We start from the raw sequence: 24,832 nt of genomic DNA, 5'->3' as shown, positions 1-24,832 counted from the left end.
CTGAGATGACAGAAGCCTCCTCATGGCCGCGCCTCTGCGCTGCCAGAGCCGGCTTGACGGCAGTCGGCCGTTCGAGGAGCCGACGCACCAGCAGTTGCATGCCGGTAGTCGCCGGGATGCGGTTCATCGCGCGGACGCCAGGGTCTGCTGCACCGATAGGTGACAGTTTCAGTCACGCGGCCTGACTTGCCGGTGGAGTCATGCCTCTTCGCCGAACCCCGCGGCCGCCCCTGGGGCTATCCGGCCGTCTATGACCTGGTCAGACGGCTCCGGAATGTCGGCGACGCCTGAAATTCAGCCGCCGCCGACACAGGAAGACCACTGGGATCGCTTTTGCACCTCACCACCTGGCTGCTTCGCCGCGGGGCCGGGATGGAGATGGTGAAGGAGTGCCTCGGGCGGACGCTGGAGGCGGCAGGCTGGTTCACTGGCCGGGAGGTCCGGCTGTGACCTTCCCCGCCAAGAAGGCACCGGGACGGACGAGGCTGCTTGAGCAGCTCATGGCCGTCGTTCGATCCGAGTTCCGCACCGGGATCTACGTCCCCGCTCCGGGCGACCCCTCTTCATCGCCGACGAGTGCGCGGTCACGGACTGCGACCGGACGGCAGCGTCGGCCAGGCGCGGACTCTGCAACGCCCACGACATCCGGTTCCGCAAGCGCGGCCGCCCACCGATGACGGACTTCCTCGCCGAACCCGGCCCCCCCCGGTCCGAGGCCGCAGATCGCTGGCCGCGATGGCGTCCCGGGCTGGCGAGTTGAGACGTAGAACCTTTCTCAACGGCACGGGAGCCCTGTCCGTTGCGCCAACCCTGAGGTCACCCTTCCGGGGCCCGCCTGAAAACGCTCACCGATAAGTGGTACGGCGCGGTTCTCGACATGGAGAACCTGGTTCTCGTCGATGTGCAGGCGGAAGTTGTTGGCCTTCACTCGCAGGCTGGTCAGCCGGGCATTGAAGTCGTCTCTGACGATCGGCGCGCGAATCCAGTCCGCGCGCGAATCGGTGCATATCGGCGCTGGTGAAGCAGGGTCGACCACAAGTAGTCGAAACACCCTCAGATCGCGATACAGCGCCCGCTTCTCCTGCCCTTTCGGCCAGCGGATCACTTTGACCTCGTTGGCATCCATGTTCAGAAGCCTCCCAGGCTGGATGTTCGTCTTGTATCTCTCTCCGGTTCATTCGATACGCACAGGAGTAGTGATCGTTTGGCGTTACAAGGCTGTGTTCAGTTTTCGGCACTCGCCGCAAGGGGTGCCGGAGCCGATCCGATGTAGCTGCGCCGCGGTACGAGGAACGTGGCAAGGCCTGCCAGCACGTACATGACCACCGCGGCGACGAAGGCGACGTGGTAGTGGTCGAGCAGCCGCACGGGTGTGTCGTCGGCGGTCACCGGAACGATCGCCGCTGCCATGGTGACCGCCACCGTGAGACCCAGCACCGGGCCCACCTGTTCGGAGGTATTGATCAGGCCGGCCGCGAGCCCCTGCTTTCGTTCCGGCAGCCCGCGCGTCGCCACGATGATCACGGGAGCCTCGATGAACGCCGCGCCGACGCCGATCAGCAGCAGGGGTGGGAAGATCCACGCCAGGTAGGAGCCGTCGCCGGGCGCGAACACGAACCACAGCGAACCGGCCGCGCCACCTGCTGTGCCCATCAGAAGCAGTGCTCGCGCACCCACCTTCTCCATCAACCCCGCCACCCTGGTCGCGATCACCGCCATCACCAGCGTGATCGGCAGGTAGGCCAGGCCGGCGTCCGTGGCTGAGTAGCCAAGCACACGCATCATGTAGAAGGTCACGTAGAACATGACGCCGAGGTTGGCGGCGGTGGACAGCAGGTTGATCACATTGCCCGCCCGAACCCCAGGTTCGGCGAACACCGCCAACGGCACGAGCGGGTCGCTGTGCCTGCGCTCCACGGCCACGAAGGCTGCCAGCAACACCATCGTCGCGGCCACGCTCATCGTCATCACCAGGGTGCTTGACCCGTGCTCGACCCTCGTCAGCGTAAACACGAGCATCCCGAGCCAGCCGGTGAGCGTGAGCGCACCGAGCACGTCCGGCGACACCCGCTGCTCCGGCCGGGTGCGCGGCAAAAGCGATGCCACGGCGAGTCCGGCCACGAGCCCGATCGGCAGGTTGAGCAAGAAGATCCAGCGCCACCCGAATGCATCGGTCACGAGTCCGCCCACGACCTGGCCGAGCGCCGCCCCCGCGAGACCGGTGAAGCTCCACCACGCGACAGCCCGGTTGCGCCCGGAGCCGGTGGTGCTGACGAGGTTGAGCAGGGCCAGGGCGGTGGGGGAGACCATCGCCGCGCCCACGCCCTGAACAGCCCTGGCCGCGAACAACTCGGTACCGCTCGTCGCAAAGCCGCACCACACCGACGCGGCCACGAACACCCCGAGGCCGACCAGCAGCAACCGCCGCGGTCCGAACAGGTCGCCGAGTCGCCCGGACAGGGCGAGCAGACTGCCGAATGTCAGCATGTAGGCGCTGGCCACCCACTGCGTGTCCGCAGCGTCTATCTTCAGGTCCACCTGGATGACGGGCACTGCGACGCCGAGCACCGTCATATCGAGGATCAGCAGCATCTGGACCAGGCACAACGTTGCGATGGCAGCGAAAGGTGGCTGGCTTGTCGCCTCTGGCCTCTGGTTCAGTTCGGTCACGTTCGGTCTACCTCCATGGGGTGTGTCGCAGTCCCCACTGAGGGTAAATGAACGTGCATTTACCTATCAAATCGGGGCCCCGGAACTGGTCACGACATCTCCGCCAGCCTCGCTCGCAATCGCCCGCACCACAGCCATCCCGCTGGGCAATCGAGCCGTGGACGTGACGCGCAGACCAGCCGTCACCAACAGCCGCTCCACGTGCTCGACAGTCCGCTCCCTTCCGCCGGACCCACCGAACAGCGACATCATATAGAGATCCATCGAAGCCGCAGCCCGAGCCGCGGGTCCGGTCTCACCGGGTGCGGGCGCGGCGAGGTCGAGCACTGCCAGTTCGGCCCCGCCCCGCCAGTGCACGTCGGCCCGCCCGCAGGATCGCCACCGCCTGCTTGTTCCGCTCGGCGACGGGCGAGTTGGTGTCTTTCACTCCGTTGGCGAGGATGGCGTAACCGCTGGCGCAGCTGTAATAAATGCCCCCTGGGCCGTGGATGCAAGCGGCAAGAATCTACACACTTCTTACAGTGTCGAAGGCGAATACCTGACCCAGCATATCTCTACCGCTGGAGCGACCTTCCCGATCGCTGCAGATCCGAGCGTTAGCCGTGAAAGCTGGTGGCCGCTTACTTTTGTCGTCACGTTGAACCCCGCAGATCAACGAATTATTCTCTCTTCCGGCGGGGCGGCGGTCGGGGCTGCCGTTGGGGCGCTCATGTGTGCGTCTGGAGGGCCAGTGGCCGCCGTTTGCGCTGCAGCAGGCGCTCTAGTCATTACGGCTGTAGCAGAAGCGTTTAGGGAGTACGGCGTCCATGAGGGTTGCTACTGGAAGGCGCGCTGGACGCCAGGCGGCGTCCAAGACACTTGGCGGACCGGCACCTGCTGACGCTGGGCACGCCCTGCGCTGCACCGGTAGGGTGACTGGCATGCTGACACAAGAGCATAGTGTCACCTCGATGGCCCGCGCTGCGTTGTCCGTTGTCGCCGTCGCGATCCTGCTGGCCGGGGTAGCGAGCATAGCCGTAATTGCTGGTTCAGCTGGGACGGACCCGAATCTCGAAGTCGGGATACGGTTGGCCACCTTCATCGGCGCATTGCTGGTATTTGCTCGCTGCACGTACCGTCACATCAGCCGTGATTGGGGCTAGTCGTTGAATAGATCTAGGACTGGCGTCTTTTGGTTGAGCTGGATCGGATTCACGGCATTCTTCCTGTTACTGCAGGCTGTTTTCAACGACGCCACCGGAATCTTTGCAGCTGCCGTCAGCGCAATCGCCGCAATTCCAGTAGGGGTGATCTTGCATTACTCTTGGAATCGTGGAAAACGTAGCAACAACCAGTAGCGTGCGAGCCGTTAGGGGCGGATAATATTTTCCGCCCCTAACGGCGTGAGCTATCGTGGAATGATGATTTCGGCTGCTGGACGTCAATGGGGCACCGCCGCGCAGATCGCCGCCGCCCTTGGCCCCGACATCACCGCCGCCCGGGTCCGTGACTGGGCCCGCCGCTCCCGCCACGCCGGAGACCGGCTGCACGGCCTCCTGCCCGCCCACCACCTACCCGGGCAGGGGCGTGGCACCACCTGGTACCGCTACGACCAGGCCGCCCACGTGGAGATGCTCACCCGCACCACCGGTCGGGGCCGGGCGCGTGTCGAGTTGACGGCAGCCGCCTGACCGAGCGATCACGTTTCACACATCCACTGCATAGGCGGGGTGTGCCCAAAGCCCCGATATCATGCACATGTGTGGAACTTTCGTCGGCCGCCGACCGGTTTGAGCAGACGTGCTCGCTCGTTCGTCGGCGTTCACGGAGTGTGGCTCGATGCGCCGCCGGTGAGCCAGTTTCGAGGCGCATGGCAGAAGGCGCAGGTTCCTGACGAGGTCATCGACCGCGCCGAGGCGTATCGGGCCCGGTGGGGTGGTCTTGTGCTGCCGTCCGCGCCGGGCATGCCCGAAGATGCGGCGGGTCCACGGATGCTCAGCGGGGACACGCCGGAGTGGGAAGCCGCCTTTGCTCCCAAGGGGTGGTTTTTCGAGGCCGGTCCACAACGCACCGCTGTGCCGTATTCATTCCTGATCGGACCGGACGGCACGATCGGAATCGCCGGTGGCGACGATGGGCAGTGGATCCCGTTGTATCGCAGCATCGACGGGTGGGTTGAGGCCCTGGCTCTGGCATGGGCGGCGATGGACATCGCGGACACGGTCACCAGGCTGACCGGTTCGGCCGTCGACCAGCTCGACCTGAACACCATGCAACCGGTCGCAGAGGTTGGTGGCATCACCAACGGCTGGTGGTACCGGCCGGGTCTGCTCGCTGCCGTGTACGCGGGCGAGTCAGCGCTGTTCGCGAGGCCGGACTACCGCACCGCCTACCTGTACGCCGGCAACATCGATGAGCAGTGGTTGTAACCCAGGCCGGCGCGGCCCCGCCCTCCCGACCTGGGAGAGCGGGGCCGCCTTGTGTCACATGGTGGGCTGTCCGGAGCCCGGGCAGCGGGCTCGATCACCCATCGCCTGATGCGGCGGGCAGGACCGGCCGGGGCTCACACTGACGCGGGCTCCGCATGCGGAGCATTGAGACGATGCCATGACTGGACTCCCTGGGGGATCTGGTAGTCCGGATACGGGTCGGTCTCGGGCTCGGACGTGCCCCCGGATGCCGCAGTAGCGCGGAGGTAGATCACCGATCCGTCGCGGGCCGCGATGCGGATCGCGGCGGCGACCGGCACCTCCACGCCGGGCTGTTGGCACAGCTCCCATGAGGTAAACACCTCGGGCTGGGCGACATCCAGGAGTTGCTGGGCGAGCACGAGGATTCGGGCGGCGCGCTGCCGCGGCGGCAGCGGCCCGGTGGGCAGCGGCACCGACGTGGCGTCCCGCGGCGGTACGCCGGCCCACAGCATGGCGACTGTCCCGGACTGGTGTTTGACCTTGATCCCTGGGGGCGACTGTCCGCCCGGCTGGGAGTCGGCGCCGTAGCGGGTGACCTCGACGATGTCGGGGTGCTCGGCTGCCCGGAGGATGGCAGTCATCACGTCCAGGGCCTGGGTTACCTGCACGGGCGCTCTCCTGATCTATCCGGGGGATCGTGGCTGCTCACGGGCCGGGCCAGTGTACCGGCGGGGTGGGCGGGGCGCGGCTCCAGCGCATCGCCGTCAGGCGCGGCGCTGACGCCGTGACATCGTGTCGGTGTCGTACGGCACGGTTGCAGTTTTCACGTCGCCTCCAGAGATAGGGGTGGGCCGAGCAGGCCATGGGTGAGTAGCCCGGCGTACGCGTCCGCCCAGGGCCAGCACCGGCGCGGGGTGCCGCACACGGGGCAGCGTCCGTCGACCTGGCGGTGCTCGTTCAGGTCCCGCCACCAGCGGCGGACGGTCGCGTCGGCCCGGCGTCACCGTTGTGCCCGCATCCGCTGCGGGGGCGCCCAGTTGCCCTGCCCGACCGTGGCGAGGTAGTCGTATGCGGTCTCGGTGGGCGGGCACGGCCACCCGCAACCGCACACGGGGCACCGGTCCACCCGGGGCCAGTGCCCGGTGATGATCCGCCGGGCGGACAGGATCATCCGGGCGCGTAGCTGCGCCGCCGACAGGCCGGCCGGAGCAGGCCGGGCGTGGGCGGCCATCACCGGCGGCGGTTGGCCCGTTGCCGGGCCAGCGGGGTCAGCAACGGCCGCGTATCGAGGAGCACCGTCGGCTGGTCCCACAGCGGGTGGTAGGCGCCGGCCCGCGCCTCGTACCGAGTAGCGGGACCGACCGCGTCCAGCCGTGCGGAACGGCGGCGGCGGAGTCTGCGGAATGGCCGGATCATGCGCGTGCTCCCTCACCCTGGGCGTCTCGGACATCCATCCGGCCGCGTCGTGTGATTTCAGCGTGCGACTACGGGACTACGCTCGGAAGGAGGTCGATGTTTTCAGGGCTTTTCAGCAGGGGGACGTGTGGATGATTTCGGCACCCAGCTCCGGCAGACTCGTACCGAGGCCGGGGTCACGTTGGCCTCAATGGCCGCTCGTACCTCGTACTCGGTGTCACACCTGAGCAATGTCGAGGCTGGGCGGAGGACAGCAACGCCCGACATCGTGCTCGCCTACGCGCGGCTCCTGGGGGAGGGTGAGATGAGGCGTCGACAGATGCTCGGCCTGGCGGCCGGCGTCGTCGGCCCGGTCGTGGCCGGCGAACTGATCCGGGCCGGTTTCAGCGCTGCGCTGCGCGGCCGGACCGCTGAGGAAAACTGGCGGGAGCGGGTCGACCAGTACGGTCGGGACTACATGGCGGTGGGAGCCGTGGCGCTGCAGTCCCGCCTCGCGAACGACCTTGTGATCCTGCAACAGCACTTGGATACGCCGGTCATGTGGTCACACGCCGCCAGGGCGTTGGTGACCTACGGCAAGACCACTCCCAACCCCACCGAGGCCATCCGGTGGTACGACCTAGCCGGCGTGGCCGCCGACCGCTCCGACGACCTCGCCGTGCGGGTGTGGGTCCGGGGCAGGGCCGCAATCGCGTTGGCCTACGAGGGGGCGGCGCTGACCACGGCGCGGCGGTACGCCGATCAGGCTGTCGCGCTGTCAGACCGGCCGTCACTCGGGCGCGTCCAGGCGCTGATGGCGCAGGCACACGTGGCGGCCGGACGCGGGGACCGCAGCGGCGCCGTCGCGCTCGACACCGATGCTCGGCGGGTGTTCGAGCATGTGGCATCGGCGGATGGGGAGGTGTCTGATACCGCCGTCCCGCCGTGGCGGATGGCCACGTTCCGGAGCATGTTGTATGCCCGCCTCGGGATGCCCAGCCCGGGTGCCGAGGCCCAGGAGGAAGCCGACCGTACGCGACCTGTTAATCTACCGCGTTTCGCTACTCATATTGAACTGCATCGTGGACTCACGATGGTTAAAGCCGGTGACAGTGCCGGCGGGGTCGCCTACGCCCAGCGGGCAATGGATGCCCTACCGGCCGACCGACGGTCGCAGAGCCTGTCACTCATGCTGCGTGAGGTGGAGCAGGCCGCCTCTCGGCGGTAAACCCCGACGCTTTGCCGCCATCGACGGTGCTCCCTGCCCGCACGTCACGCCGTCACCTGTCCGTATGGATGTTCCGGCGCGTCGCGGCGTACGCCCTACCACGGAATGATGGTTCCGAACAGGTTCGCGCTATCCGCTATGAAGTAGCGGACATTCACAACGTCACTGGGACGACCAAAACCATTCGCCGATATCACTTGTCGACTATGGATACGCTACTAAAATTGTTCCGGCTGATCAGTGATCACGAGCAACGGTGACGGGGGACCTTCGTACGGGGTCGTGGCCCTCGGTCGCGCACCATCGCCGTCCTTAACCGGGCGGATTCATCGACACACCTACGAGAAGTCTTCCCATCGCCTCGTACGTGTGTTCGACTAGCACGCTCCTGTCAGCACTCAATGGAGGTCTTCGACAGCGCATGAACTACCCCTCCCACCCCCACCCCCACCGTCGTCCCGCCATGCCACTGGTCGCCCGCGTGGCCAACGCCGCCACCACCGCCTACCAGCGCGCAATGACCAGCAAGCGCGAACGCCTGTACCAGGAGGAGAATCAGCGGCTCAGGGAGGAGGTTCGGCGGCTCCGGAACGAGGTCCGGCACTGCTGGGGCGTCATCAAGGTGACGGGCCACGACCTGGAGGTGCGGCGCCAGGAATTCGTCCTGGGCGAACTCTCCCGAGTAGACGCCCGCAGACGCACGGCGGTCGTCGATCAGCGGCGCCTGTTGGAAGTGCACCTTCGCGAACAGCTTGCCGCCGAACTGGAGGATGCGCTGCTGTCGGGCTTCGAGACCGGCTACAAGGCTGGACTCGCAGACGGTCGGCCGCCAGGGGCGCAGTGGCGCCGACTCACAGGCGACTCATGATCTCTACCCTCGGATAGCAAAAGGGCCGGCTGGAGTTCTCCAACCGGCCCTCTTACCTGCCTATATTCAACGTGGGCGATACTGGGATCGAACCAGTGACCTCTTCGGTGTGAACGAAGCGCTCTCCCGCTGAGCTAATCGCCCGTTGGCTCGGATGACTCTACCTGATCGCCGATGCCGACCCCAAACCGGCTCAGCTCCCCTTAAGGCGATCCAGCACCCAGGCCACAACGTCGATGCCGACGCTGTACTTGAGCGACAGCCACACGACGGTCGACACGAAGACGAGACCGACCGAGCCAATCACGAACCGCACCGAGAGTGACTGTCGCGTAACCCAGCTGGTCCAACCGTAGACGTGCCGGCGGGTGAAGGTGAGCAACCGTCGCGCCCAGTGAAACTCCACCGCCCAGATCCCGAGGCCGGCGATCACCAACAACCAGCCGGGGCCCGGTAGCGGGATCAGCGCGATTCCGACGGTCACGACGATGGCGCCAGTGATCGCGACGAAGACCTTCAGGGCGAGTCGACCGGTCGGGTTGGCCCGAATCAGCGCGAGGGTGGTCGAGGCTCGCTGGCGCCACCGCGACCACCCTCCCCGGGTTTCGACCAGCGCCACTTTTGCTGCCGGCACACCGAGATCCGACTCGGATCGGCCCGGTTTACTCCGCTGCTCGTTCGACACCCCGCACCCCCGCCGTTCAACCGTCTGGGTCGCGATGATGGGCCGACCCGACGGCGTGACACGATCCACTGAGGATCACCCTGTCACATTTCCTTCCCCCAGTGTGGCGCGCGCCCGTCACTGCGACCGTGGACTGGACGTTACCGGAGTAAGTCGACGACTGAAGCACCTGATGCCAAGCGGCACCGCGGACGGGTGGAACCGGAAATCCTACAGGAACTTTCACATTCTGGAGGACACTCCGAAGGCCTTCCCACCACTGGGTGAAGTCAGCGTATGGCGGAGCGTAGCTAGGGGCAGCACCTGAGTATGGGAAAAGCGGGACACGCGCGTTCCGCAGCGGTGCCGGGGGGAGAACGTCCATGAGTGTCATCCGACCGACGACCGTAGAGGTCGAGACGTCGCTAAGGCTCGTAGCACCTGACGCCACGGCCTTGCCGGTGCGCGCCAGTTTGCGCTACGACCCTGCTGATCCGTATGCGGTCCACGTCCTGTTCCATGCCGAATCGGCTGGTGGCGAGGCGGTCAGCTGGTCGTTCGCACGGGAACTGCTGGTGACCGGCCTTGATGAGCCGGCCGGCATCGGCGATGTGCGGGTCTGGCCCTGGGCCACCCCGCGCGGGGACTTCGTCGCCCTGGCGTTGTCGTCCCCGGACGGTAACGCCCTGTTTGAGGTGCCGCGGAGCGTCTTGGTGCGCTTCCTGCGGCGGACCTACGTCGTCGTCGCGCGCGGCCGCGAGGCCGAGCACCTGGACGTCGACACGGCGGTGAACCGGCTGCTGGCCGGACGCTGAGATCGAAGGACCGGATTCTGGTGACCGGCTAGCCGGGGCCGCGCGGAGCTGCCGAGTCCGCGCGACCCCGGCCACCCCGGTCGGTATGCGAGTGGCCGACCCACGGCTGCGCCGGGCTCAGCCGTGGGTGGTGATACCACCGTCAACCGGGATGACCGCGCCGGTCAGGTATGCGCCGGCCCGCGAGGACAGGTAGATCGCGGTACCCGCCATGTCCTCCGGCCGGCCGATGCGGCCCAGCGGCACCTGCTTCTCGACAGCAGCCCGGGAGGCAGGGTCATCCAGGGCAAACGCCATCATTTTGCTCTCGAAGGGACCCGGGGCGATCGCGTTGACGGTGACGTGTTCGGCGGCGAGTTGGTGGGCGAGGCTGCGGGTCAGCATGTGCACGGCGGCTTTCGTCGCGGAGTACGCGTACACCTCCATCGACGGGACCCGGATCCCGTCCACCGAGCCGATGTTGACGACCCGGGCGGGATCGTCCGCGGTGCCCGCCGCACGCAGTGCGGGCAGCAGCGCGGTGGTGAGCCGGAAGACGGCCTTGACGTTGACCGCCCAGAGCTTGTCGAAGGCGCTCTCCGGATAGGCCTCCAGTGGTGCACCCCAGGTGGCGCCCGCATTGTTGACCAGTACGTCGAGTCGATCGTGCCGCTCTCGTACGGTGGCGGCGAGCGCCTCGGGGCCGGCGGCGCTGCTGAGGTCGACCGGGACCGCCGTGCACTCGCCCAGCGCCGACAGTTCGGCGGCGACCGCCGTGCAGACGTCCGCTTTCCGGGCAGAGATGATCACTTTGGCACCGGCCCGGACGAAACCTTCGGCGATCATCCGGCCGATCCCGCGCGTGCCGCCGGTGACCAGAACGGTCTTGCCGGTAACCGAGAAAAGATCCGTCATGCCCGTCTCCTTCGCCATCCACCCCTACCGCCCGGTAACGTAATCGCCCCGCTCAGCCCCCACAACCCCACAACCCCGCCGACCGACCCGGCGGAGTCGGGGCGGCTCCCGAACCGGGAGTCCGTCGATGCTGGCCCGCCACCCAGCCCGGTGGCCGCGCGGCGATGACGGTGATGCGGGAATCGGCGTACGGGGCTACCGTCGCAGGTGATGTCCTCCGCTGTTCATCGCTCCCCGGACGCCGCCGTCAGCGTGGCGCACAGCTTAGGTGCCCTGGTGGCCGACCCGGCGTGGCGACGTCCGATCCTGCTGGCGGAGGACCTACTCATACTGGTCACCGCGGGGCATGGCAGCGCCGAGGTGGACTTCCACCCCCTGCCCTGCCACCCGGGCACACTGCTGCGGGTCCGGGCCGGCCAGGTGCTTCGGTGTGGGCCAGCCAGCCTGGAGGCGATCGTGGTGTGCTGGGCCTCGGCGGCGCTGCACGGCTTCGGCATTGACCCCGAGGCGGCCCCAGCCTGGCTTGAGCTGACCGGTGCGGACGGGGCTGCCATCAGGGCCGGGGTCCATCAGCTCGCGGTGGACTGCGAGCGGCATCGCGGGGAGCCCACCGCCCTGCTCCGCCACCAGTTGGCGGTGCTGCTGCTTCGGCTGGCCCTGCTGCCGGGTTCCAGTCCGTGGCCTCAGCCCGCGTCGCGGTCTGCCTCGCGCACCGAGACCGGCACCTTTCGAGTGCTCTGTCGCGAGTTGGAGCAGGGCTACCAGCGCAGCCGCCGGGTGGAGGACTACGCCGACCGGGTGGGTTGCTCGGTTCGTACCCTGACCCGCGCCTGCCTGGCGGTCACCGGACGCAGCGCCAAACAGGTGGTGGACGATCGGGTGGCGCTGCAGGCCCGCCGCCTTCTCGCGGCGACCGACGAGCCGGTGGCGCGAGTCGGCCAGCGGCTCGGTTTCACCGAGCCGACCAACTTCGGCCGGTTCTTCAGCCGAGAGGTCGGGGTCAGCCCGGGTGCGTTCCGCGCCGCTCGGGCGCGTGCCGCTGACTACTTCCCGCCGGCCGGACCGCCCCTGGTACGCCCGCGCCCGCCCGCCGATGCTGGCGGCAGTCAGCTACGGATGCCGGGCCACCGCGATGACCACGTCACCGCCGAGTCGACCGTGCTCGGGGTCGCGCACGGCGGCGCCGCGGCGCAGCAGCCCGGTGAGCGCCCGCTGCACGTCGACTGACCGGTAGGCGGTCGCGGTCAGCGCGTGTCGGCGCAGATCGGTGACGGTACGGGGGCCGGAGCGGGCCAGTTCGGCGAGGAGTTCCTGGCCCAGCGACTCGGGGTCGGGTGCGATGTCGAGCAGCTGCCCGCTCGGGTCGGCGGGGTCCCGGTAGCGAACCGCGGCGTCGTCATCCACTGCCCACAGGTTTTCCTTGAACGCCTCCAGGCTCCGGTCGTGGCCGGTGCCGAAGGCGAGCCGCCGCGCGGCTGACCCGTCCACCGCGACCAGATCGACCTGGGTGGTGAGCGGGAAACCGGCACCGGTGAGCCCGGCCCGCACCGACCCGGCGGAGGCAGTAGCCGCGGGGTTCGCCTCGGTGACCAGCAGGAGCTCGGCGGGGCGGCCGGCGGCGCTGGCGGCCAGCACACCGGGGTCGTGAGCGCCGGCCCCGTCCAGGTACGACAGCAGCGGCGCCCCCGTGGCGCCGGCGGCCTTCACCGCCACCGGCAGCCGGGCGGGCCCGCCGGGCACCAGGTGTACGGCTATCTCGGCCGGCAGGGTCGCCTCGATCGCGCCCAGCCGGGCGGGGAGTTCCTCACTTCCGTCGGCGAGCACCAGCACGGTGAGCTGCCGCCCGCGAAGCTGGCCGGCGTGCTCGGCGAGCACACCGAGGACCACTTCGGCGGAGTCGGCGGCCGCGAGCAGGGCCCCCGGCCCGTAGGCGAGCGCCACGACGCTGGGCCGCCCCTGCGCAACCGCCCGGGACAACCACGCTTCGAGCTGCCGGCCGAACAGTTCCCGTACCACCCCGTCCATCACGTCATCGGTTCTACCGTACGGGGATGGGCCCGGAGCGGCAGGGCCCAAAAGCAGCACGGGGAAACCCAACCGGCGCGGGGCTTGTACATACCGTCGCTGGTTGAGCACCATGGGGCGTGCCTTCTGGCTTCGGGGAACTGACTGACCACGCGCATCAGCTGGTGGCTACCGGCGATCTCGCCGGCGCCCGGCGGCTCCTCTCCGACGCGCTGGCCGACGCCGATCCACGGCCGACCAACGCCAGCGCCGAGTTAGCCGAGCTGGCGAGCCTGCAGGCGCGGGTGCTGGTGGGGCTCGGCGATCCGCAGGCCGCGCGGGGCTGGGCCGCCTACGCGTACGCGGCCAGCAATCACCTGCACGGCCGTTCGGACGAACGGACCGTCGCGGCTGCCGCCACCCTGGCCGCGGTGCTGCACCGGGTCGGTAGTTGGTCCCGCGCGGCCCGGATCTACCAGGAGGTGATTATCGAGCTGACGGCCTTGGACGGTCCGGAGTCGATTCGCGTTCTCGCCGCGCACGCCGACCTGGCCACGCTGGAGTACGCCCGCGGCCAGTGCCAGATGGCCCGCGACCGGCTCGCCGACGCGTGGGAGCTGCACCGCGAGGTGTATGGCGACGGGCATCCCAGCGGTATCAAGATGCTCGCCCGGCTCGGCGCGATGCAACGCGACTGCGGGTTGGTCGAGTCGGCGCAGGAGAGCCTGGCGCTGGCCGAGGGATTGTGCGGCCAGCACCTGGCCACGGAGGATCCGCTGGCGGGGCAGGTGGCCGCGTTGGGGCGGGCGAGCGCCGATCCGGAGCACCGCTGCGCACCCCACGGGCGGGAGCCCCTCTTCGTGCCGTCCGCTCGGACGCCCCCGCCGGGAGACGGGCCACTCCCGGAGGACCGACGGCTGCCTGGGGACGGGCCACACCCCGACGACCGGTCGCTCCCCGACGATCGGGAATCCCCCGGCGGGGGAGCGCGCCCCGACGACTGGCCCCTCCCCGACGACGCACCGCAGGATGGGGACGGGCCGCAGGATGGGGACGGGCCGCAGCATCCGTCGCAGCCCGGGTATCGACCGACCGACCTGTATTTTTCGCCGGAGCCGGACCGGCCGGTGGCCGAGGAGCATCCCGCGGCGGGGTACTCGCCGCCGCCGGCGGTCCCGATGCCCCGGCTACCGCTGGACGGTTCCGGGTTCCTTGAGCCGCCCGAGCCCGCCCCACCGGATTTACCGGCCGGCGGGGGCGAGTACGACCCGTGGTGGCCCGAGTCGTCGACCGAGCAGTGGGGGGCCGCCGTACCCCCAGCGGTGTTGCCCCTGGCCCACCTGGAGGAGGCCGACGGGGTCCGCCGGGTCGGACCGCACGGGATGCCCGATGCGGCGACGGAGCAGCCGTCGCGGCGGTTGCCGGTGCCGGTGCCGCGCGCCACGCCGCCGCCCCGGCACCGGCTGCCGCTCGTGGTGGGTGCGCTGGTGGTGCTGCTGGGGACGGCCGCGGTGATCGCCGGGGTCTACCGGTTCAACGGGTCGGCACCGCCGCCGGCGACGGACCCGGCGACCGAGGCTCCGGCCACGCCGGCGGACGCTTCGGACGCTCCGCCCGGTGCGGTGACCCTGACCGACAACCGGGACAACATCGCCCTGCGCTGGACCTACCCGGAGGGGGGCGCGGGTCCGGTGGTGGTCTCGGGAGGCAAGCCCGGCGAGTCGCAGACCGTCTTCGCCAACCTGCCCGCGGGCAGCACCGAATTCGTCGTGTATGGGCTCAACGGTGGCGACGACTACTGCTTCGCCGTGGCGGTGGTGTGGTCAACGGAGACGATCGCCCGGTCCGAGGAGGTCTGCACCAATCGCGGTTGACGCCACGTTCGCTACTCGGTGGACGCGCCCGCTAACCGGTGGGCAGCGCGGGCAGCGTCACTCGGACGCGCAGGCCCGGCGGCGGGTCAGCGTCGCCGAGGTCGACCCGACCGCCGGCCCGCCGCACCAGTTCGCGCACGATGGCGAGCCCCAGGCCGGCGCCGCCGGCGTCCCGGTCGCGCGCGACATCCAGCCGGGTGAACCGGCCGAAGACCCGTTCCCGGTCCGCCAGCGGGATGCCGGGCCCGTCGTCGGTCACCATCACCCGGTGGTACGCGGGCCCGTCCGGCTCCGCGCCGAGCAGCACCCGACTGCGGGCGTGCCGTACCGCGTTGTCGACCAGGTTGACCAACACCCGGCGCAGTTCCTCCAGGTCGCCGACCGCCCAGAGCGGCGACGCCGACGGTGTCAGGTGCACACTCTCGGCCGGGTAGCGAGCGGCTACCTCGGCCAGGAGGGCACCCAGGTCGACCGGCCCGGTGCCGCGGGCGGGCGGGGCCTCGTCGAGGCGGGCGAGCAGCAGCAGGTCGTCGACGAGCCGGCCGAGCCGTTCGGTGTCGGCCAGCAGGTCCACCGAGACGGCCGGCCAGTCGGTCCGCTCCCCCAGCCGCTGCGCGACCTCGAGTTCGGTCCGCAGGTTGGTCAACGGGCTGCGCAGTTCGTGCGCGGCGTCGGCGACGAATGCCCGCTCCCGGTCGCGGCTGGCGCGCAGCCGATCCAGCATGTCGTTGAGGGTCACCGCGAGCCGGTGGATCTCGTCCTGCGACGCCGGTACGGGTAGCCGGCCGCGCCCGGCCCGACCGGTGATCTCCTCGGCGCCCCGCCGCAGCGCCTCCACCGGGCGGAGCGTCACGCCGACGGCCCGCCAGGCCACGAGGGCGAGCAGACCCACCAGCGGCGGGAAGCTGACCAGCAGGATGGTCTGGACGACGTGGATACTCTGCCGCACGTCCACCAGCGAACGGGCGACCAGCACGGTGAGCGGGTCGCCGTCGGTGCCGGCCGGTACGGCCACCACCCGCATCGGTCCGGTCAGCCCCATGCGTTGCCCCGGCACGGTGATGCCGGCTCGGGCGGTGCGGTCGACCTGCTCCGGCCGGACCATCGGCACCAGCCGGTCGGCGTCGATGGAGGCGGCGCGGACCCGTCCCTGGGCGTCGATCACCTGTACCCGCACCTGACTGCCGGCGACGGGAAGGGGGTCGGGCAGGGCGTTTTCGGCGGTCAGCAGTGCGATCGCGTCGGCGGTGCGCAGCGCCTCCGTGTCGACGTTGCGGTGCAGAGTCCAGTTGAGCACGGCCAGGAGCACCAGGCCACCGACGGCGAGCCCCGCCGACACGCCGAGTAGGCCGATCGCCATCAGCCGGCCGCGGAGACCGAGGGGGTTCCAGGGCCATCCACGCGCCCGGCGCGCGGTGGGTGGAGGGCCCGTGCCGGGTGGGGGGTTGGTGGCGGGTGGGGTGCCGGGGCGGGGACGATCGGCGGGGGCGGCGGGTTCGGTCATGCGGTGACGAGGCGGTAGCCGGCCCCGCGGACGGTCTCCAGGCGGTCTCGGCCGAGCTTGCGGCGCAGGTAGCCCACGTACACCTCCACCGCGTTCGGGGCGGTCTCGATGTTGGCGTCCCAGACGTGGTCCAGGATTTCGATCTTGGAGACCACCGTGCCGGGTCGGCGCATCAGGTAGTCGAGCAGGGCGTACTCCCGGCCGGTCAGGGCGACCTCGACGCCGTCTCGGGTCACCCGCCGCCGGGCCGGGTCCAGCCGGAGGTCCCCCACGGCCAGCACGGCCGGCCGCTCCGGTGCGCCGCGGCGCAGCAGGGCGCGCAGCCGGGCCAGCAGCACCACGTACGAGAAGGGCTTGGTGAGGTAGTCGTCGGCCCCGCAGTCCAGCCCGTCGGCCTGGTCGTACTCGCCGTCCTTGGCGGAGAGCATGAGCACCGGCAGCCAGCGCCGCTCGGCCCGCAGCCGGCGGACCACCTCGTAGCCGGAGAGGCCGGGCAGCATCACGTCGAGGACCATCGCGTCGTAGTCGCCGTGCCGGGCCGCATCCAGCCCGGCCGGCCCGGTCGCGGCGACGTCCACCACGAAGCCTTCGGCCTGGAGCCCCCGGTGCAGTGCGGCCGCCAGCCGCGCCTCGTCCTCCACCACCAGCAGTCGCACGGGTCAAGAGTGCCATCGGGCCACGCGCGCCGGAAGCGCCGTCCTCAGCGCCCGCACAGGGTACGTTCGGCAGGATGGTCGGCAGGAGGTGCCCGATGTCCGTTCTGACAAGCCGTCCCGCCTTACGGTGGCTGGTCCCGGTGGCCGCCGTCGTGACTGTTATCGGCGGCGGCGCCGCGCTGGGCCGTTTCGCCGCCGAAGCCGAACCGAGCCTGCCGCCCCGATCCGCCGCCCAGCTTCTGGTCGATCTCCAGACCGCCCGCTTCGAGGGTCTGTCCGGCACCGTCGTGCAGCGGGCCGACCTTGGTCTACCGCCGATCGCCGGGTTGCTCGCCGAGGAGGGTCCGGCCAGCCTGCTGACCGGCTCCCACACGTTGCGGGTCTGGCACTCCGGGCCGGACCAGCAGCGAGTCGCGTTCGTGGACACACTCGGGCAGCGGGACTACATCCGCAACGGGCGGGACGTGTGGCTGTGGGACAGCCGCACGAACACGGCCACCCACGGGTTGCTGCCCGAGGGCGAGGAGGTGGCGAAGCCTCCGGAGGTGCCGGCGACGCCGCAGGAGGCCGCCGCGCAGGCCCTCGCCGCGGTTGATCCGACGACCGAGGTGAGCGTCGGGCGGTCGGCCACGGTCGCCGGGCGGGACGCCTACGAGTTGGTGCTCGAGCCCCGGGACGCCGCCTCCCTGGTGCACCAGGTCCGGATCGCCATCGACGCTACCGAGCACCTGCCGCTGCGGTTCGAGGTCTTCGCCGAGGCCGGTGATCCCCCGGCGTTCGAGCTGGCGTTCACCCAGATCGACTATGCCCGGCCGGATGCTGACCAGTTCACCTTCAACCCGCCACCGGGTGTTCAGGTCACCGAGCAGAAGGACGGCTGGGAGCACCCCGAGCAACCGAAGCAGCCCGAGCGACCGAAGCAGCCGGGACCGACCACCGAGGGTGGGCAGCCCGGCCTGCGTACCGTCGGCACGGGCTGGGCCACGGTCTTCGTCGCGGAGGTCGGCGAGGTGGAGCGTCCCACCGCTGCCGCCGAGGAGGCACCCGACCTGGACCTGCTCGCCGGTCAGTTGCCGGCGGTCCAGGGTGACTGGGGCAGCGGGCGACTGTTCCGCAGCGCGCTGGTCACGGCGCTGCTCACCGACGACGGCCGGCTGATCGTGGGGGCGGTCGCACCGGAGCGGCTGTACGAGGTGGCCCGGGGCTGATTTCATCGCCGACAACTCCCGGGGGCCCCGCACCTGCACGGGCCCCGGGGGTTTGTTGTTGCCCCGCCCGGAGTTGCTGCCCGTGCCCGGGGTCGCTACCCACATTCGGCCAGCCGGTGAATCGCCATGGGCACCCCGGCGGTCACTCCGCCCGGTATCCTGACCAGTTCAGGGAATAAAAAAAGAACGGCGGATGGCCGTTCCTTCGATCAAGGGTAGCGAATTGCGAGATGGCTTGTCAAGCAACTCCGGCGTTTCACCGCACTCTGGCGGTCCCGGCGATTCGGCGATAAACGACGACGAGCTCGGCCAGGAGCAGGAGTACGTCTCGATGCTCTACGGCCGGTTGGACGCGCTGCGGGAACAGGCCACCCACCGGCTGGCCGAACAGCTCCGGGCGACCGGTGGCACCCTCCAGGCCCGCTCCCAACGCGACAGCGCGGTACGGATGTACGGCGAGCAGGTGGAGCAGTACTCGGCGGTCGAGCAGGGCCTGTGCTTCGGCCGACTGGACACCGACGACGGCGGCCGGCACTACATCGGCCGGATCGGCATCTTCGACACCGACGGCGACTACGACCCGCTACTGATCGACTGGCGGGCCCCGGCGGCGCGCGCTTTCTACCTCGCCACCGCCGCCAACCCGCAGGGCGTCCACCGACGGCGGCACCTGCGGACCCGACAACGCAAGGTCACCGGCCTCAACGACGAGGTGCTCGACCTGGCTGCCGCCTCCCCCACCGCCCACGAGGAGTTGACCGGCGAGGCGGCGCTGCTCGCGGCCCTCACCGCCGGGCGTACCGGCCGGATGCGGGACATCGTCGAGACCATCCAGGCCGAGCAGGACACGGTCATCCGGGCCGAGCTGCCGGGCACGCTGGTGGTGCAGGGCGGTCCGGGCACCGGCAAGACCGCGGTGGCGCTGCACCGGGCGGCCTACCTGCTCTACACGCACCGGCGGGAACTGGCCACCCGGGGCGTGCTGCTGGTCGGACCGAACGCTACCTTCCTGCGCTACATCTCCCAGGTGCTGCCCGCCCTCGCCGAGACCGGTGTGTTGCTGCGTACCCAGGCTGACCTCTTCCCCGGGGTCACAGCGCGACGCGCCGAGGCGGCCGAGACCGCCGCGCTGAAGGGCCGCGCGGTGCTGGTCGATGTCCTCGCCGCCGCGGTCCGGGACCGGCAGTGGGTGCCGGACGAACCGCTGGAGATCGAGCAGCCGCAGCGGGAGATCCTGCAGCTGCACCCGGAGACCGTCCGGGCCGCCCGGGACCGGGCCCGCCGGTCCGGCCGGCCGCACAACCTCGCCCGGGCGGTCTTCGATGTCGAGGTCGTGCACGCGCTCGCCGCGCAGGTGGCCGAGCGCATCGGCGCCGACCCGCTGGGTGGGGAGAACCTGCTCGAGGAGGCCGACCGCGCCGAGATCCGTCGGGAACTGCGGGACGACCCGGAGGTACGGGCGGCGCTGGACCAGCTGTGGCCGCTGCTCACCCCGCAGCAGTTGCTCGCCGACCTGTACGCCGATCCGGTGCGGATCGCCAGCGCCGCGCCCATGCTGACCGAGGCCGAGCAGGCCCTGCTGCACCGCCAGCCGGGTGGTTGGACGCCGGCCGACGTGCCGCTGCTGGACGAGGCGGCTGAGCTGCTCGGCGAGGACGACCGCGCCGCCGCGGCCCGCCGGGAGCGACTGCGGACCCTGCAGCGGGAGTACGCCGAGGGCGTGCTGGAGATCGCCCGGGGGTCCCGGTCGATCGACGTGGAGGACGAGGCGGACGGGGGTGAGATCCTCGGCGTCACCGACCTGCTCGATGCCGACCGGCTGGTGGAGCGGCAGGAGGAGGGGGACCGGCTGACCACCGCGCAACGGGCCGCCGCCGACCGGAGCTGGGCGTTCGGCCACATCATCGTGGATGAGGCGCAGGAGCTGTCGCCGATGGCGTGGCGGTTACTGATGCGCCGCTGCCCCAGCCGGTCGATGACCATCGTCGGTGATGTGGCGCAAACCGGCGCGTTGGCTGGCACCGCGTCCTGGGCTGACGCCCTCGAACCGTACGTGGCGCAGCGTTGGCGGCTAACGGAGCTGGCGGTCAGCTACCGCACCCCCGCCGAGATCATGGCGGTCGCCGCGGAGGTGCTCGCCCAGATCGACCCGACGCTGCGCCCACCCCGGTCGGTACGGTCCACCGGTGTGCCGCCGACCGATCGGGCGGTGGCGCCGCAGCGGCTGGCGGCGGAGCTGGTGGACGCGGCGACTACCGCGGCGGCGACCCTCACCGACGGCCGGCTCGGGGTGATCGTCCCGGCCGCCCGCATCGCCGACCTGGGCCCCGCCCTGGCGGATGCTGTTCCGGAGGCCACCATCGGTGAACAGACCGACCTGTTGGGCCGTACCGTCCTGCTCACCGTCGCCCAGGCCAAGGGGTTGGAGTTCGACGCGGTCCTGGTGGTCGACCCCGACGGGATAGTCGCGGAGTCGCCTCGCGGTCGCAACGACCTGTATGTGGCGCTGACCCGCGCCACCCAACGGCTGACGATTCTGCGCCCCACCTCCTGACCGCCCCGCGCCCGGCCTGGTCCGGGTACGTCGGCCGACGGCCTGGCCCGAACCGGGCCAGGCCGTCGGGGCGGACTGTCAGTCGTCGGCGAGGTTCGCGACGTGCACGCCGGGACCGGCCGCGTCGCTCGTGGAGCCGGCGGTCGGGGTGCTCAGGCCGCCGGTGGTGGCATCCCCCGTCGTGGTCGGGGCGACCTTGCCCCGGTGGCGTTCCGGTTGCCGGGCCACCCGGCGAACACTGGCCGGGCCGGCGTTCCCGCCCGTCGTCGTGATCGCGCCCTGACCCCGGGTCGGACCACCGTCGCGCAGCACCTGCGGGTCGATCCGGTGGTGCGCCGGGTCGCCCGGGTCCTCGTCCTGGATGACCCGCTGCACGTCGGTCTGCGGCACGGTCACCTCGTCCAGGACTCCCGCGCCGTACCGGTCGCCGGCGATCCGCTCCTCGGCCTGCCGGGCGGCCTCGTTCCGTGTGTCGTCGGTGCGCATGTCGCATCACCTCGCAGACTCGTCGGAAGTCTCGTGGGGTTCCCGCCCCCGGAACGGCCAAACTCTTCGGCCGAGCCGAGGTTGGGGTTACTGGCCCCGGCCGGTCGGGTATCCCCGGGTGTCCCCGCCACGAACCGTGCCGTGGCCGAGACACGGTAGCGGGGCGCGGGATCGCAGGTACTCATCAAATCCGAGGAGGACCAGATGAGCACGCAGGCTGCATCCACCAGGCCGCAGAACCGGCCCTCGGCGGACGCCCAGGACAGGGAGCATATGCGGGAGGTCCAGAGCCGGGACCGCCTGCAGGACGCCCCGACCCGCCCGATGCGGGCGATGGACAACGGGCACCGGGAGCAGATGTCCGCTCCGGACACGGAGACGAAGAACTCGTTCCTGACCACCGAGTTCTGGGTTTACGCCGGCGCGGTCGTCCTTGTGTTGATCTCCGCCTTCTGGCGTGGATCGGGCACCAACGGGTTGAACATCAACGATCCAACCTTGGCGTGGTGGTTCCTCTCCGCCCTGACCGCCGCCTACCTGATCAGTCGGGGGTTGGCGAAGGCCGGCTCGGATCGGCGTCTCACCAATGAGCGGGGCATGGCCCGGCGTTAGCCGGTTATGACGCGAGGGTGCCCACCGGGATCTACGTCCCGGCGGGCACCCTCTCGCCTGGGTGACTGTGCGCGGTCGGAGTTACTCCTCGAAGCCGAAGTCCCCGCCGAAGTCCCCTTCCATCGCGTCCTCGATCATCTCACCGGCGATCATGCCGCCGGCCACGCCGAGCGCGGCACCGGCGATCATGCCGCCCATGCCCATCCCCCGCTGGCCGTGCTGCTGCGGAACGCCGAAGCCCTGCGCCCGCAGGCTGCCGTAACGGGAGGTCGTCTCACGCAGCCACCCGTCCACCACCTGCATCCAGTCCACCCGGTCCGCGTCCTGGTGGGCGACCTGGTAGCGGCCGAAGACGTCCTGCCCGGAGGTGAAGAAGCCACCGCGCTTGTCGCACTCCAGGATCACGTCGACACCGTGCGGGTTGGTGACGAACGTGAGCTCCACCTCGGTGATCGTCTGCGCGTACTGCGGGGAGGCGAAGAACTCGATCTCCTGGTAGAAGGGCAGCGTCTGCTGCACTCCGTAGAGGGAACCGCGCTCCAGGTCGGCGTTCTTGAACCGGAAACCGAGTCGGGTAAACGCCTCCAGGATGCGCTCGTGCACCGGCAGCGGGTGCACGTTGACCTGGTCCAGGTCGCTCTTGTCCACGGCACGGGCGATCGCCAGCTCGGTCCGCAGCCCCATCGTCATGCCGTGCAGGCGCTGGCCGTACACGTCGGTGATCGGGGTCTCCCACGGCACCGGCAGCTGGAACGGGATCGACAACTGCTGCTTGGGAGCCAGTTGCAACGGCCCGGAGACCGGCATCCGCTGGAACTCCATGAGCCCCGCGTACTCGGTGTCGTGGCCCTCGATCTCGACCCGGGTGACCAGGCCGACGACAATCTGCTCGATGGCCGCCGGCGAGTCCCCGCCGATGAGGTTGACCTGGCCGTCGAGGGCCAGGCCGGGCCGGGTGTTGGGGTTCGTGAGGACGGTGTCCACGCTGGGTCCGCCTACGCCTAACGCGCTCAACATTTTCTTGAAGACCATCGGAACTCCCGCTGGGTCTGGTGTCGCACTCTCCTGGAGCCGACGGTGACGGTGTGCACCGTACCGGATGCTGTCGAGAGGCCGTCGCAAGTCTCCCACCAGCGCCGGGTCGGCCGCCACCTCCGCCGGACACTCCCATTGCTGTGGACGCTACCCGGCACCGGCAACCACACCACTGGTCCGGCTCGCCGGCAAGCTAGGCGAAATCGAACTCACCGTCGCGCACGCCGCCGACGAACGCCGCCCACTCCTCGGCGGTATAGATAATCGTGGCCGCCTCGGGGGCCTTGCTGTGCCGCACCGCCACCCGCCCCGACCCGTCCAGCAACGGCCCCGCCTCGACGCAGTTGCCGCCGTGGTCCGGGCTCCTGGTGCTGATGTGCCACGCAACGTCGGGCATGGTGTCGCTCATGACAGCTCCTCCGCAAGTGCAGAAATCAGCCTCGCCGACTCGCGCACGGTGAGTGCGGCCTCCCGGAGGCGATCGTACGCGCGGACATATCGCAGCGCCTTGCCCGACTCCATGAAGAGCCGGCCACCAAGCGTCTCGGCATGCGCGACATCGGTGTAGGGCGGAGGCATCTTGAAGAGCCAGAACGTGCCGTCCAACCCCGCGTGCAGACCAAGGCCTGTGGACAGAACCCGGATCTCGACCGTCGGCTTCCGCAGCGCCTGCACCAGGTGGTCGAGCTGGGCCGCCATGACCTGCCGGCTCATCACCGGACGCCGTAGGGCCGACTCCTCGACGATCACTGCGATTCGCGTGCCGGTGGGCTGTTCCAACAGGCGCTGCCGATCCATCCGGAGCTGAACCCACTTCCGGATCTGCACCTCGCTGGTGGAGCTGGCCTCCGCGTTCCGGATCACCGCCTCGGCGTAGTCCCGGGTTTGCAGAAGGCCGGGTATGAGCAAGGAGGCGTAGGTGCACACCTGCTCCGCTTTCGACTCCAGCCAGGGAAAATCTATGAATGACGTGTCATAGATCGTCTGGTCGAAGTCGTTGTCCCAGCGGTCAACCCTCCAGGCGTCCTGCGCAAGCTGGATGATCCGGGTTCGTTCCCGCTCGTCGTAGACCCCATAGAGATCCAACAGTTCCACGACGAGATCTCGACGGAATGGCCACTCGGCTCGCTCGTACCGTGCCAGCGACGAGAAGTCCCGCTCCAGGAACTTGGCTACGTACTTGAGCGTCAGGCCACGTCGCTCGCGCAGCTCCCGCATCTGTTGGCCGAGCCACTGCGCCCGAAGCGTCCGCACGAAGGCTTCTCTCTTGACGGCCATGCTCACCTCTCCACGCATCCTGCCGAAATGGATCCGTTGGTGTCGTTGCACCAATGCCGAGGCCACTGGAAATGTGGCCTTCGGGTGAGGGTGATCACCGGCCCCCGGGGACGCCCGGTGCAAGCACGGCAACCGCGGCTGTGCCAACAGCCGAGAAGGTGACGAGAGACGGCCTGGCGTGTGGCAGACGCATACCGGCTCTCGTCGGGTCTCAACATGGAGCCGCGATTAGCGCGCATTCCGGCTCCGACCGACTTAACGAATATCTATCACGGAAAGGCGGGTCTCCGCGACCCTGCCTCGCTGCGAACTGACACCATCCACCGGCAGCCCGGTGGCCGTACCGCCAAGGAGGGCTGCGGTCGTCGGGCGGGGCGGCCCGGCGCCGGAAATGTCCCTCCGACCGGGGCCGCCCCTTCCAACACCAACGAAAGGAACCGATCGATGCGGCACGGCACCGTCTACGGCGGCACCGAGCGACTCCGTCCCCGCCTCGTCCGCGAACGGACCTTCGCCACGGTGGGCCTCGGCCGACGTGGCCTGGACCCCCACGAGGTACGACACTTCCTGCACCGGGTCGCACACGAGCTGGCCACGCTGCGACAGGAGGTTGTTCGGCTCCACGACGAGAACACCCGGATCAAACGGGCGCTGCGCGACTGGCAGAGCGCCCAGGCCCGACGACGCACGCCCTGAC

At 69.8% G+C, this 24,832-nt stretch carries 26 protein-coding genes and 1 tRNA gene; 12 read left to right on the top strand and 15 right to left on the bottom strand.

All coding sequences use genetic code 11. The features are described from left to right. Nucleotides 1-775: 775 nt before the first annotated feature. Nucleotides 776-1,126 carry a hypothetical protein gene (locus tag AC1UKG_RS19640; RefSeq protein ID WP_155244881.1) on the bottom strand — a complete coding sequence of 117 codons (351 nt, stop codon included), beginning with the start codon at nucleotides 1,124-1,126 and terminating at the stop codon, nucleotides 776-778. A 98-nt stretch (nucleotides 1,127-1,224) separates the two neighbouring features. Next, a complete protein-coding gene (locus AC1UKG_RS19635; RefSeq protein ID WP_475889303.1) occupies nucleotides 1,225-2,670 on the bottom strand; it encodes an MFS transporter in 1,446 nt (481 codons plus the stop codon). A 920-nt stretch (nucleotides 2,671-3,590) separates the two neighbouring features. Between AC1UKG_RS19635 and AC1UKG_RS19630 the strand changes: the two genes are divergently transcribed. The 3 genes from AC1UKG_RS19630 to AC1UKG_RS19620 all read left to right on the top strand — a co-directional run bounded on the left by AC1UKG_RS19630 (nucleotide 3,591) and on the right by AC1UKG_RS19620 (nucleotide 5,078). Then, nucleotides 3,591-3,812 (top strand): hypothetical protein, encoded by a 222-nt coding sequence (locus AC1UKG_RS19630; protein ID WP_155244405.1) that lies wholly within the window; start codon nucleotides 3,591-3,593, stop codon nucleotides 3,810-3,812. Between the two features lie 258 nt (nucleotides 3,813-4,070). Further along, nucleotides 4,071-4,340, top strand: coding sequence for a hypothetical protein (locus AC1UKG_RS19625; protein WP_026271264.1), 270 nt, complete (start codon nucleotides 4,071-4,073; stop codon nucleotides 4,338-4,340). Between the two features lie 159 nt (nucleotides 4,341-4,499). Then, nucleotides 4,500-5,078, top strand: coding sequence for a hypothetical protein (locus AC1UKG_RS19620; protein WP_475889304.1), 579 nt, complete (start codon nucleotides 4,500-4,502; stop codon nucleotides 5,076-5,078). 134 nt (nucleotides 5,079-5,212) lie between these two features. On the opposite strand, the gene AC1UKG_RS19615 is transcribed toward AC1UKG_RS19620, so the two are convergent. The 3 genes from AC1UKG_RS19615 to AC1UKG_RS19605 form a co-directional block, all read right to left on the bottom strand. Continuing rightward, nucleotides 5,213-5,728 (bottom strand): hypothetical protein, encoded by a 516-nt coding sequence (locus AC1UKG_RS19615; protein WP_018813783.1) that lies wholly within the window; start codon nucleotides 5,726-5,728, stop codon nucleotides 5,213-5,215. A gap of 332 nt (nucleotides 5,729-6,060) precedes the next feature. Beyond that, on the bottom strand, nucleotides 6,061-6,291 hold the full coding sequence (locus AC1UKG_RS19610; RefSeq protein ID WP_018813782.1) for a hypothetical protein: 231 nt from the start codon (nucleotides 6,289-6,291) through the stop codon (nucleotides 6,061-6,063). Beyond that, a complete protein-coding gene (locus AC1UKG_RS19605) occupies nucleotides 6,291-6,476 on the bottom strand; it encodes a hypothetical protein (protein WP_482642970.1) in 186 nt (61 codons plus the stop codon). The genes AC1UKG_RS19610 and AC1UKG_RS19605 overlap by 1 nt, the downstream gene beginning before the upstream one ends. Nucleotides 6,477-6,603: 127 nt before the next feature. Between AC1UKG_RS19605 and AC1UKG_RS19600 the strand changes: the two genes are divergently transcribed. Both AC1UKG_RS19600 and AC1UKG_RS19595 read left to right on the top strand, forming a co-directional pair. Continuing rightward, nucleotides 6,604-7,683 (top strand): helix-turn-helix domain-containing protein, encoded by a 1,080-nt coding sequence (locus AC1UKG_RS19600; protein WP_018813780.1) that lies wholly within the window; start codon nucleotides 6,604-6,606, stop codon nucleotides 7,681-7,683. A 463-nt stretch (nucleotides 7,684-8,146) separates the two neighbouring features. Then, on the top strand, nucleotides 8,147-8,551 hold the full coding sequence (locus AC1UKG_RS19595; protein ID WP_482642971.1) for a hypothetical protein: 405 nt from the start codon (nucleotides 8,147-8,149) through the stop codon (nucleotides 8,549-8,551). Nucleotides 8,552-8,623: 72 nt separating this feature from the next. On the opposite strand, the gene AC1UKG_RS19590 is transcribed toward AC1UKG_RS19595, so the two are convergent. Both AC1UKG_RS19590 and AC1UKG_RS19585 read right to left on the bottom strand, forming a co-directional pair. Next, nucleotides 8,624-8,695, bottom strand: a tRNA-Val gene (locus AC1UKG_RS19590). Between the two features lie 49 nt (nucleotides 8,696-8,744). Next, nucleotides 8,745-9,305 carry a TIGR02611 family protein gene (locus AC1UKG_RS19585; protein ID WP_018813778.1) on the bottom strand — a complete coding sequence of 187 codons (561 nt, stop codon included), beginning with the start codon at nucleotides 9,303-9,305 and terminating at the stop codon, nucleotides 8,745-8,747. Between the two features lie 293 nt (nucleotides 9,306-9,598). On the opposite strand from AC1UKG_RS19585, the gene AC1UKG_RS19580 reads away from it, so the two are divergent. Next, a complete protein-coding gene (locus AC1UKG_RS19580) occupies nucleotides 9,599-10,030 on the top strand; it encodes an SsgA family sporulation/cell division regulator (protein ID WP_011905498.1) in 432 nt (143 codons plus the stop codon). 117 nt (nucleotides 10,031-10,147) lie between these two features. Here the strand turns inward: AC1UKG_RS19580 and AC1UKG_RS19575 are convergent, their stop codons facing one another. Next, nucleotides 10,148-10,924 (bottom strand): RhlG family 3-oxoacyl-ACP reductase, encoded by a 777-nt coding sequence (locus tag AC1UKG_RS19575; protein ID WP_482642972.1) that lies wholly within the window; start codon nucleotides 10,922-10,924, stop codon nucleotides 10,148-10,150. 210 nt (nucleotides 10,925-11,134) lie between these two features. On the opposite strand from AC1UKG_RS19575, the gene AC1UKG_RS19570 reads away from it, so the two are divergent. Beyond that, on the top strand, nucleotides 11,135-12,151 hold the full coding sequence (locus AC1UKG_RS19570) for a helix-turn-helix transcriptional regulator (RefSeq protein WP_482642973.1): 1,017 nt from the start codon (nucleotides 11,135-11,137) through the stop codon (nucleotides 12,149-12,151). Here the strand turns inward: AC1UKG_RS19570 and AC1UKG_RS19565 are convergent. Then, complete coding sequence (locus AC1UKG_RS19565) at nucleotides 12,035-12,949, bottom strand: hypothetical protein (RefSeq protein ID WP_018813776.1); 915 nt, start codon at nucleotides 12,947-12,949, stop codon at nucleotides 12,035-12,037. The genes AC1UKG_RS19570 and AC1UKG_RS19565 overlap by 117 nt on opposite strands. Nucleotides 12,950-13,068: 119 nt before the next feature. On the opposite strand from AC1UKG_RS19565, the gene AC1UKG_RS19560 reads away from it, so the two are divergent. Beyond that, nucleotides 13,069-14,802, top strand: a complete 1,734-nt coding sequence (locus AC1UKG_RS19560) for a fibronectin type III domain-containing protein (RefSeq protein ID WP_482642974.1) — start codon at nucleotides 13,069-13,071, stop codon at nucleotides 14,800-14,802. A gap of 31 nt (nucleotides 14,803-14,833) precedes the next feature. Here AC1UKG_RS19560 and AC1UKG_RS19555 read toward each other — a convergent pair whose 3' ends face one another. Together AC1UKG_RS19555 and AC1UKG_RS19550 are read right to left on the bottom strand one after the other, a co-directional pair. Next, a complete protein-coding gene (locus AC1UKG_RS19555; RefSeq protein WP_475889314.1) occupies nucleotides 14,834-16,162 on the bottom strand; it encodes an ATP-binding protein in 1,329 nt (442 codons plus the stop codon). A 140-nt stretch (nucleotides 16,163-16,302) separates the two neighbouring features. Continuing rightward, a complete protein-coding gene (locus tag AC1UKG_RS19550) occupies nucleotides 16,303-16,962 on the bottom strand; it encodes a response regulator transcription factor (protein WP_018813774.1) in 660 nt (219 codons plus the stop codon). Between the two features lie 95 nt (nucleotides 16,963-17,057). Between AC1UKG_RS19550 and AC1UKG_RS19545 the strand changes: the two genes are divergently transcribed. Then, nucleotides 17,058-18,170: a LolA family protein gene (locus AC1UKG_RS19545; protein ID WP_482642975.1), complete on the top strand. Its 1,113-nt coding sequence runs from the start codon at nucleotides 17,058-17,060 to the stop codon at nucleotides 18,168-18,170. Nucleotides 18,171-18,459: 289 nt separating this feature from the next. Further along, nucleotides 18,460-20,724, top strand: a complete 2,265-nt coding sequence (locus AC1UKG_RS19540) for an ATP-binding domain-containing protein (RefSeq protein ID WP_026271261.1) — start codon at nucleotides 18,460-18,462, stop codon at nucleotides 20,722-20,724. A 78-nt stretch (nucleotides 20,725-20,802) separates the two neighbouring features. On the opposite strand, the gene AC1UKG_RS19535 is transcribed toward AC1UKG_RS19540, so the two are convergent. Next, nucleotides 20,803-21,210 carry a hypothetical protein gene (locus AC1UKG_RS19535; RefSeq protein ID WP_018743363.1) on the bottom strand — a complete coding sequence of 136 codons (408 nt, stop codon included), beginning with the start codon at nucleotides 21,208-21,210 and terminating at the stop codon, nucleotides 20,803-20,805. Nucleotides 21,211-21,483: 273 nt separating this feature from the next. Here AC1UKG_RS19535 and AC1UKG_RS19530 point away from each other — a divergent pair, with 273 nt between their 5' ends. Further along, the gene (locus AC1UKG_RS19530) at nucleotides 21,484-21,822 is read left to right on the top strand and encodes a hypothetical protein (protein ID WP_018733497.1); all 339 of its coding nucleotides are present in this window, start codon (nucleotides 21,484-21,486) and stop codon (nucleotides 21,820-21,822) included. A gap of 81 nt (nucleotides 21,823-21,903) precedes the next feature. On the opposite strand, the gene AC1UKG_RS19525 is transcribed toward AC1UKG_RS19530, so the two are convergent. The 3 genes from AC1UKG_RS19525 to AC1UKG_RS19515 all read right to left on the bottom strand — a co-directional run bounded on the left by AC1UKG_RS19525 (nucleotide 21,904) and on the right by AC1UKG_RS19515 (nucleotide 24,135). Further along, nucleotides 21,904-22,854 carry a sporulation protein gene (locus tag AC1UKG_RS19525; RefSeq protein ID WP_050564245.1) on the bottom strand — a complete coding sequence of 317 codons (951 nt, stop codon included), beginning with the start codon at nucleotides 22,852-22,854 and terminating at the stop codon, nucleotides 21,904-21,906. Between the two features lie 196 nt (nucleotides 22,855-23,050). Beyond that, on the bottom strand, nucleotides 23,051-23,266 hold the full coding sequence (locus AC1UKG_RS19520; protein WP_018214707.1) for a DUF397 domain-containing protein: 216 nt from the start codon (nucleotides 23,264-23,266) through the stop codon (nucleotides 23,051-23,053). Beyond that, on the bottom strand, nucleotides 23,263-24,135 hold the full coding sequence (locus AC1UKG_RS19515; protein WP_026271259.1) for a Scr1 family TA system antitoxin-like transcriptional regulator: 873 nt from the start codon (nucleotides 24,133-24,135) through the stop codon (nucleotides 23,263-23,265). The genes AC1UKG_RS19520 and AC1UKG_RS19515 overlap by 4 nt, the downstream gene beginning before the upstream one ends. Nucleotides 24,136-24,579: 444 nt before the next feature. Here AC1UKG_RS19515 and AC1UKG_RS19510 point away from each other — a divergent pair, with 444 nt between their 5' ends. Beyond that, nucleotides 24,580-24,831, top strand: coding sequence for a DivIVA domain-containing protein (locus AC1UKG_RS19510; RefSeq protein ID WP_018813770.1), 252 nt, complete (start codon nucleotides 24,580-24,582; stop codon nucleotides 24,829-24,831). Nucleotide 24,832 lies beyond the last annotated feature (1 nt).

It is taken from the genome of Salinispora sp. CH2A1_6 (assembly GCF_056820975.1).
The sequence above is the reverse complement of the archived record's forward strand: the minus strand, read 5'-3'. Positions and strand labels throughout refer to the sequence as shown.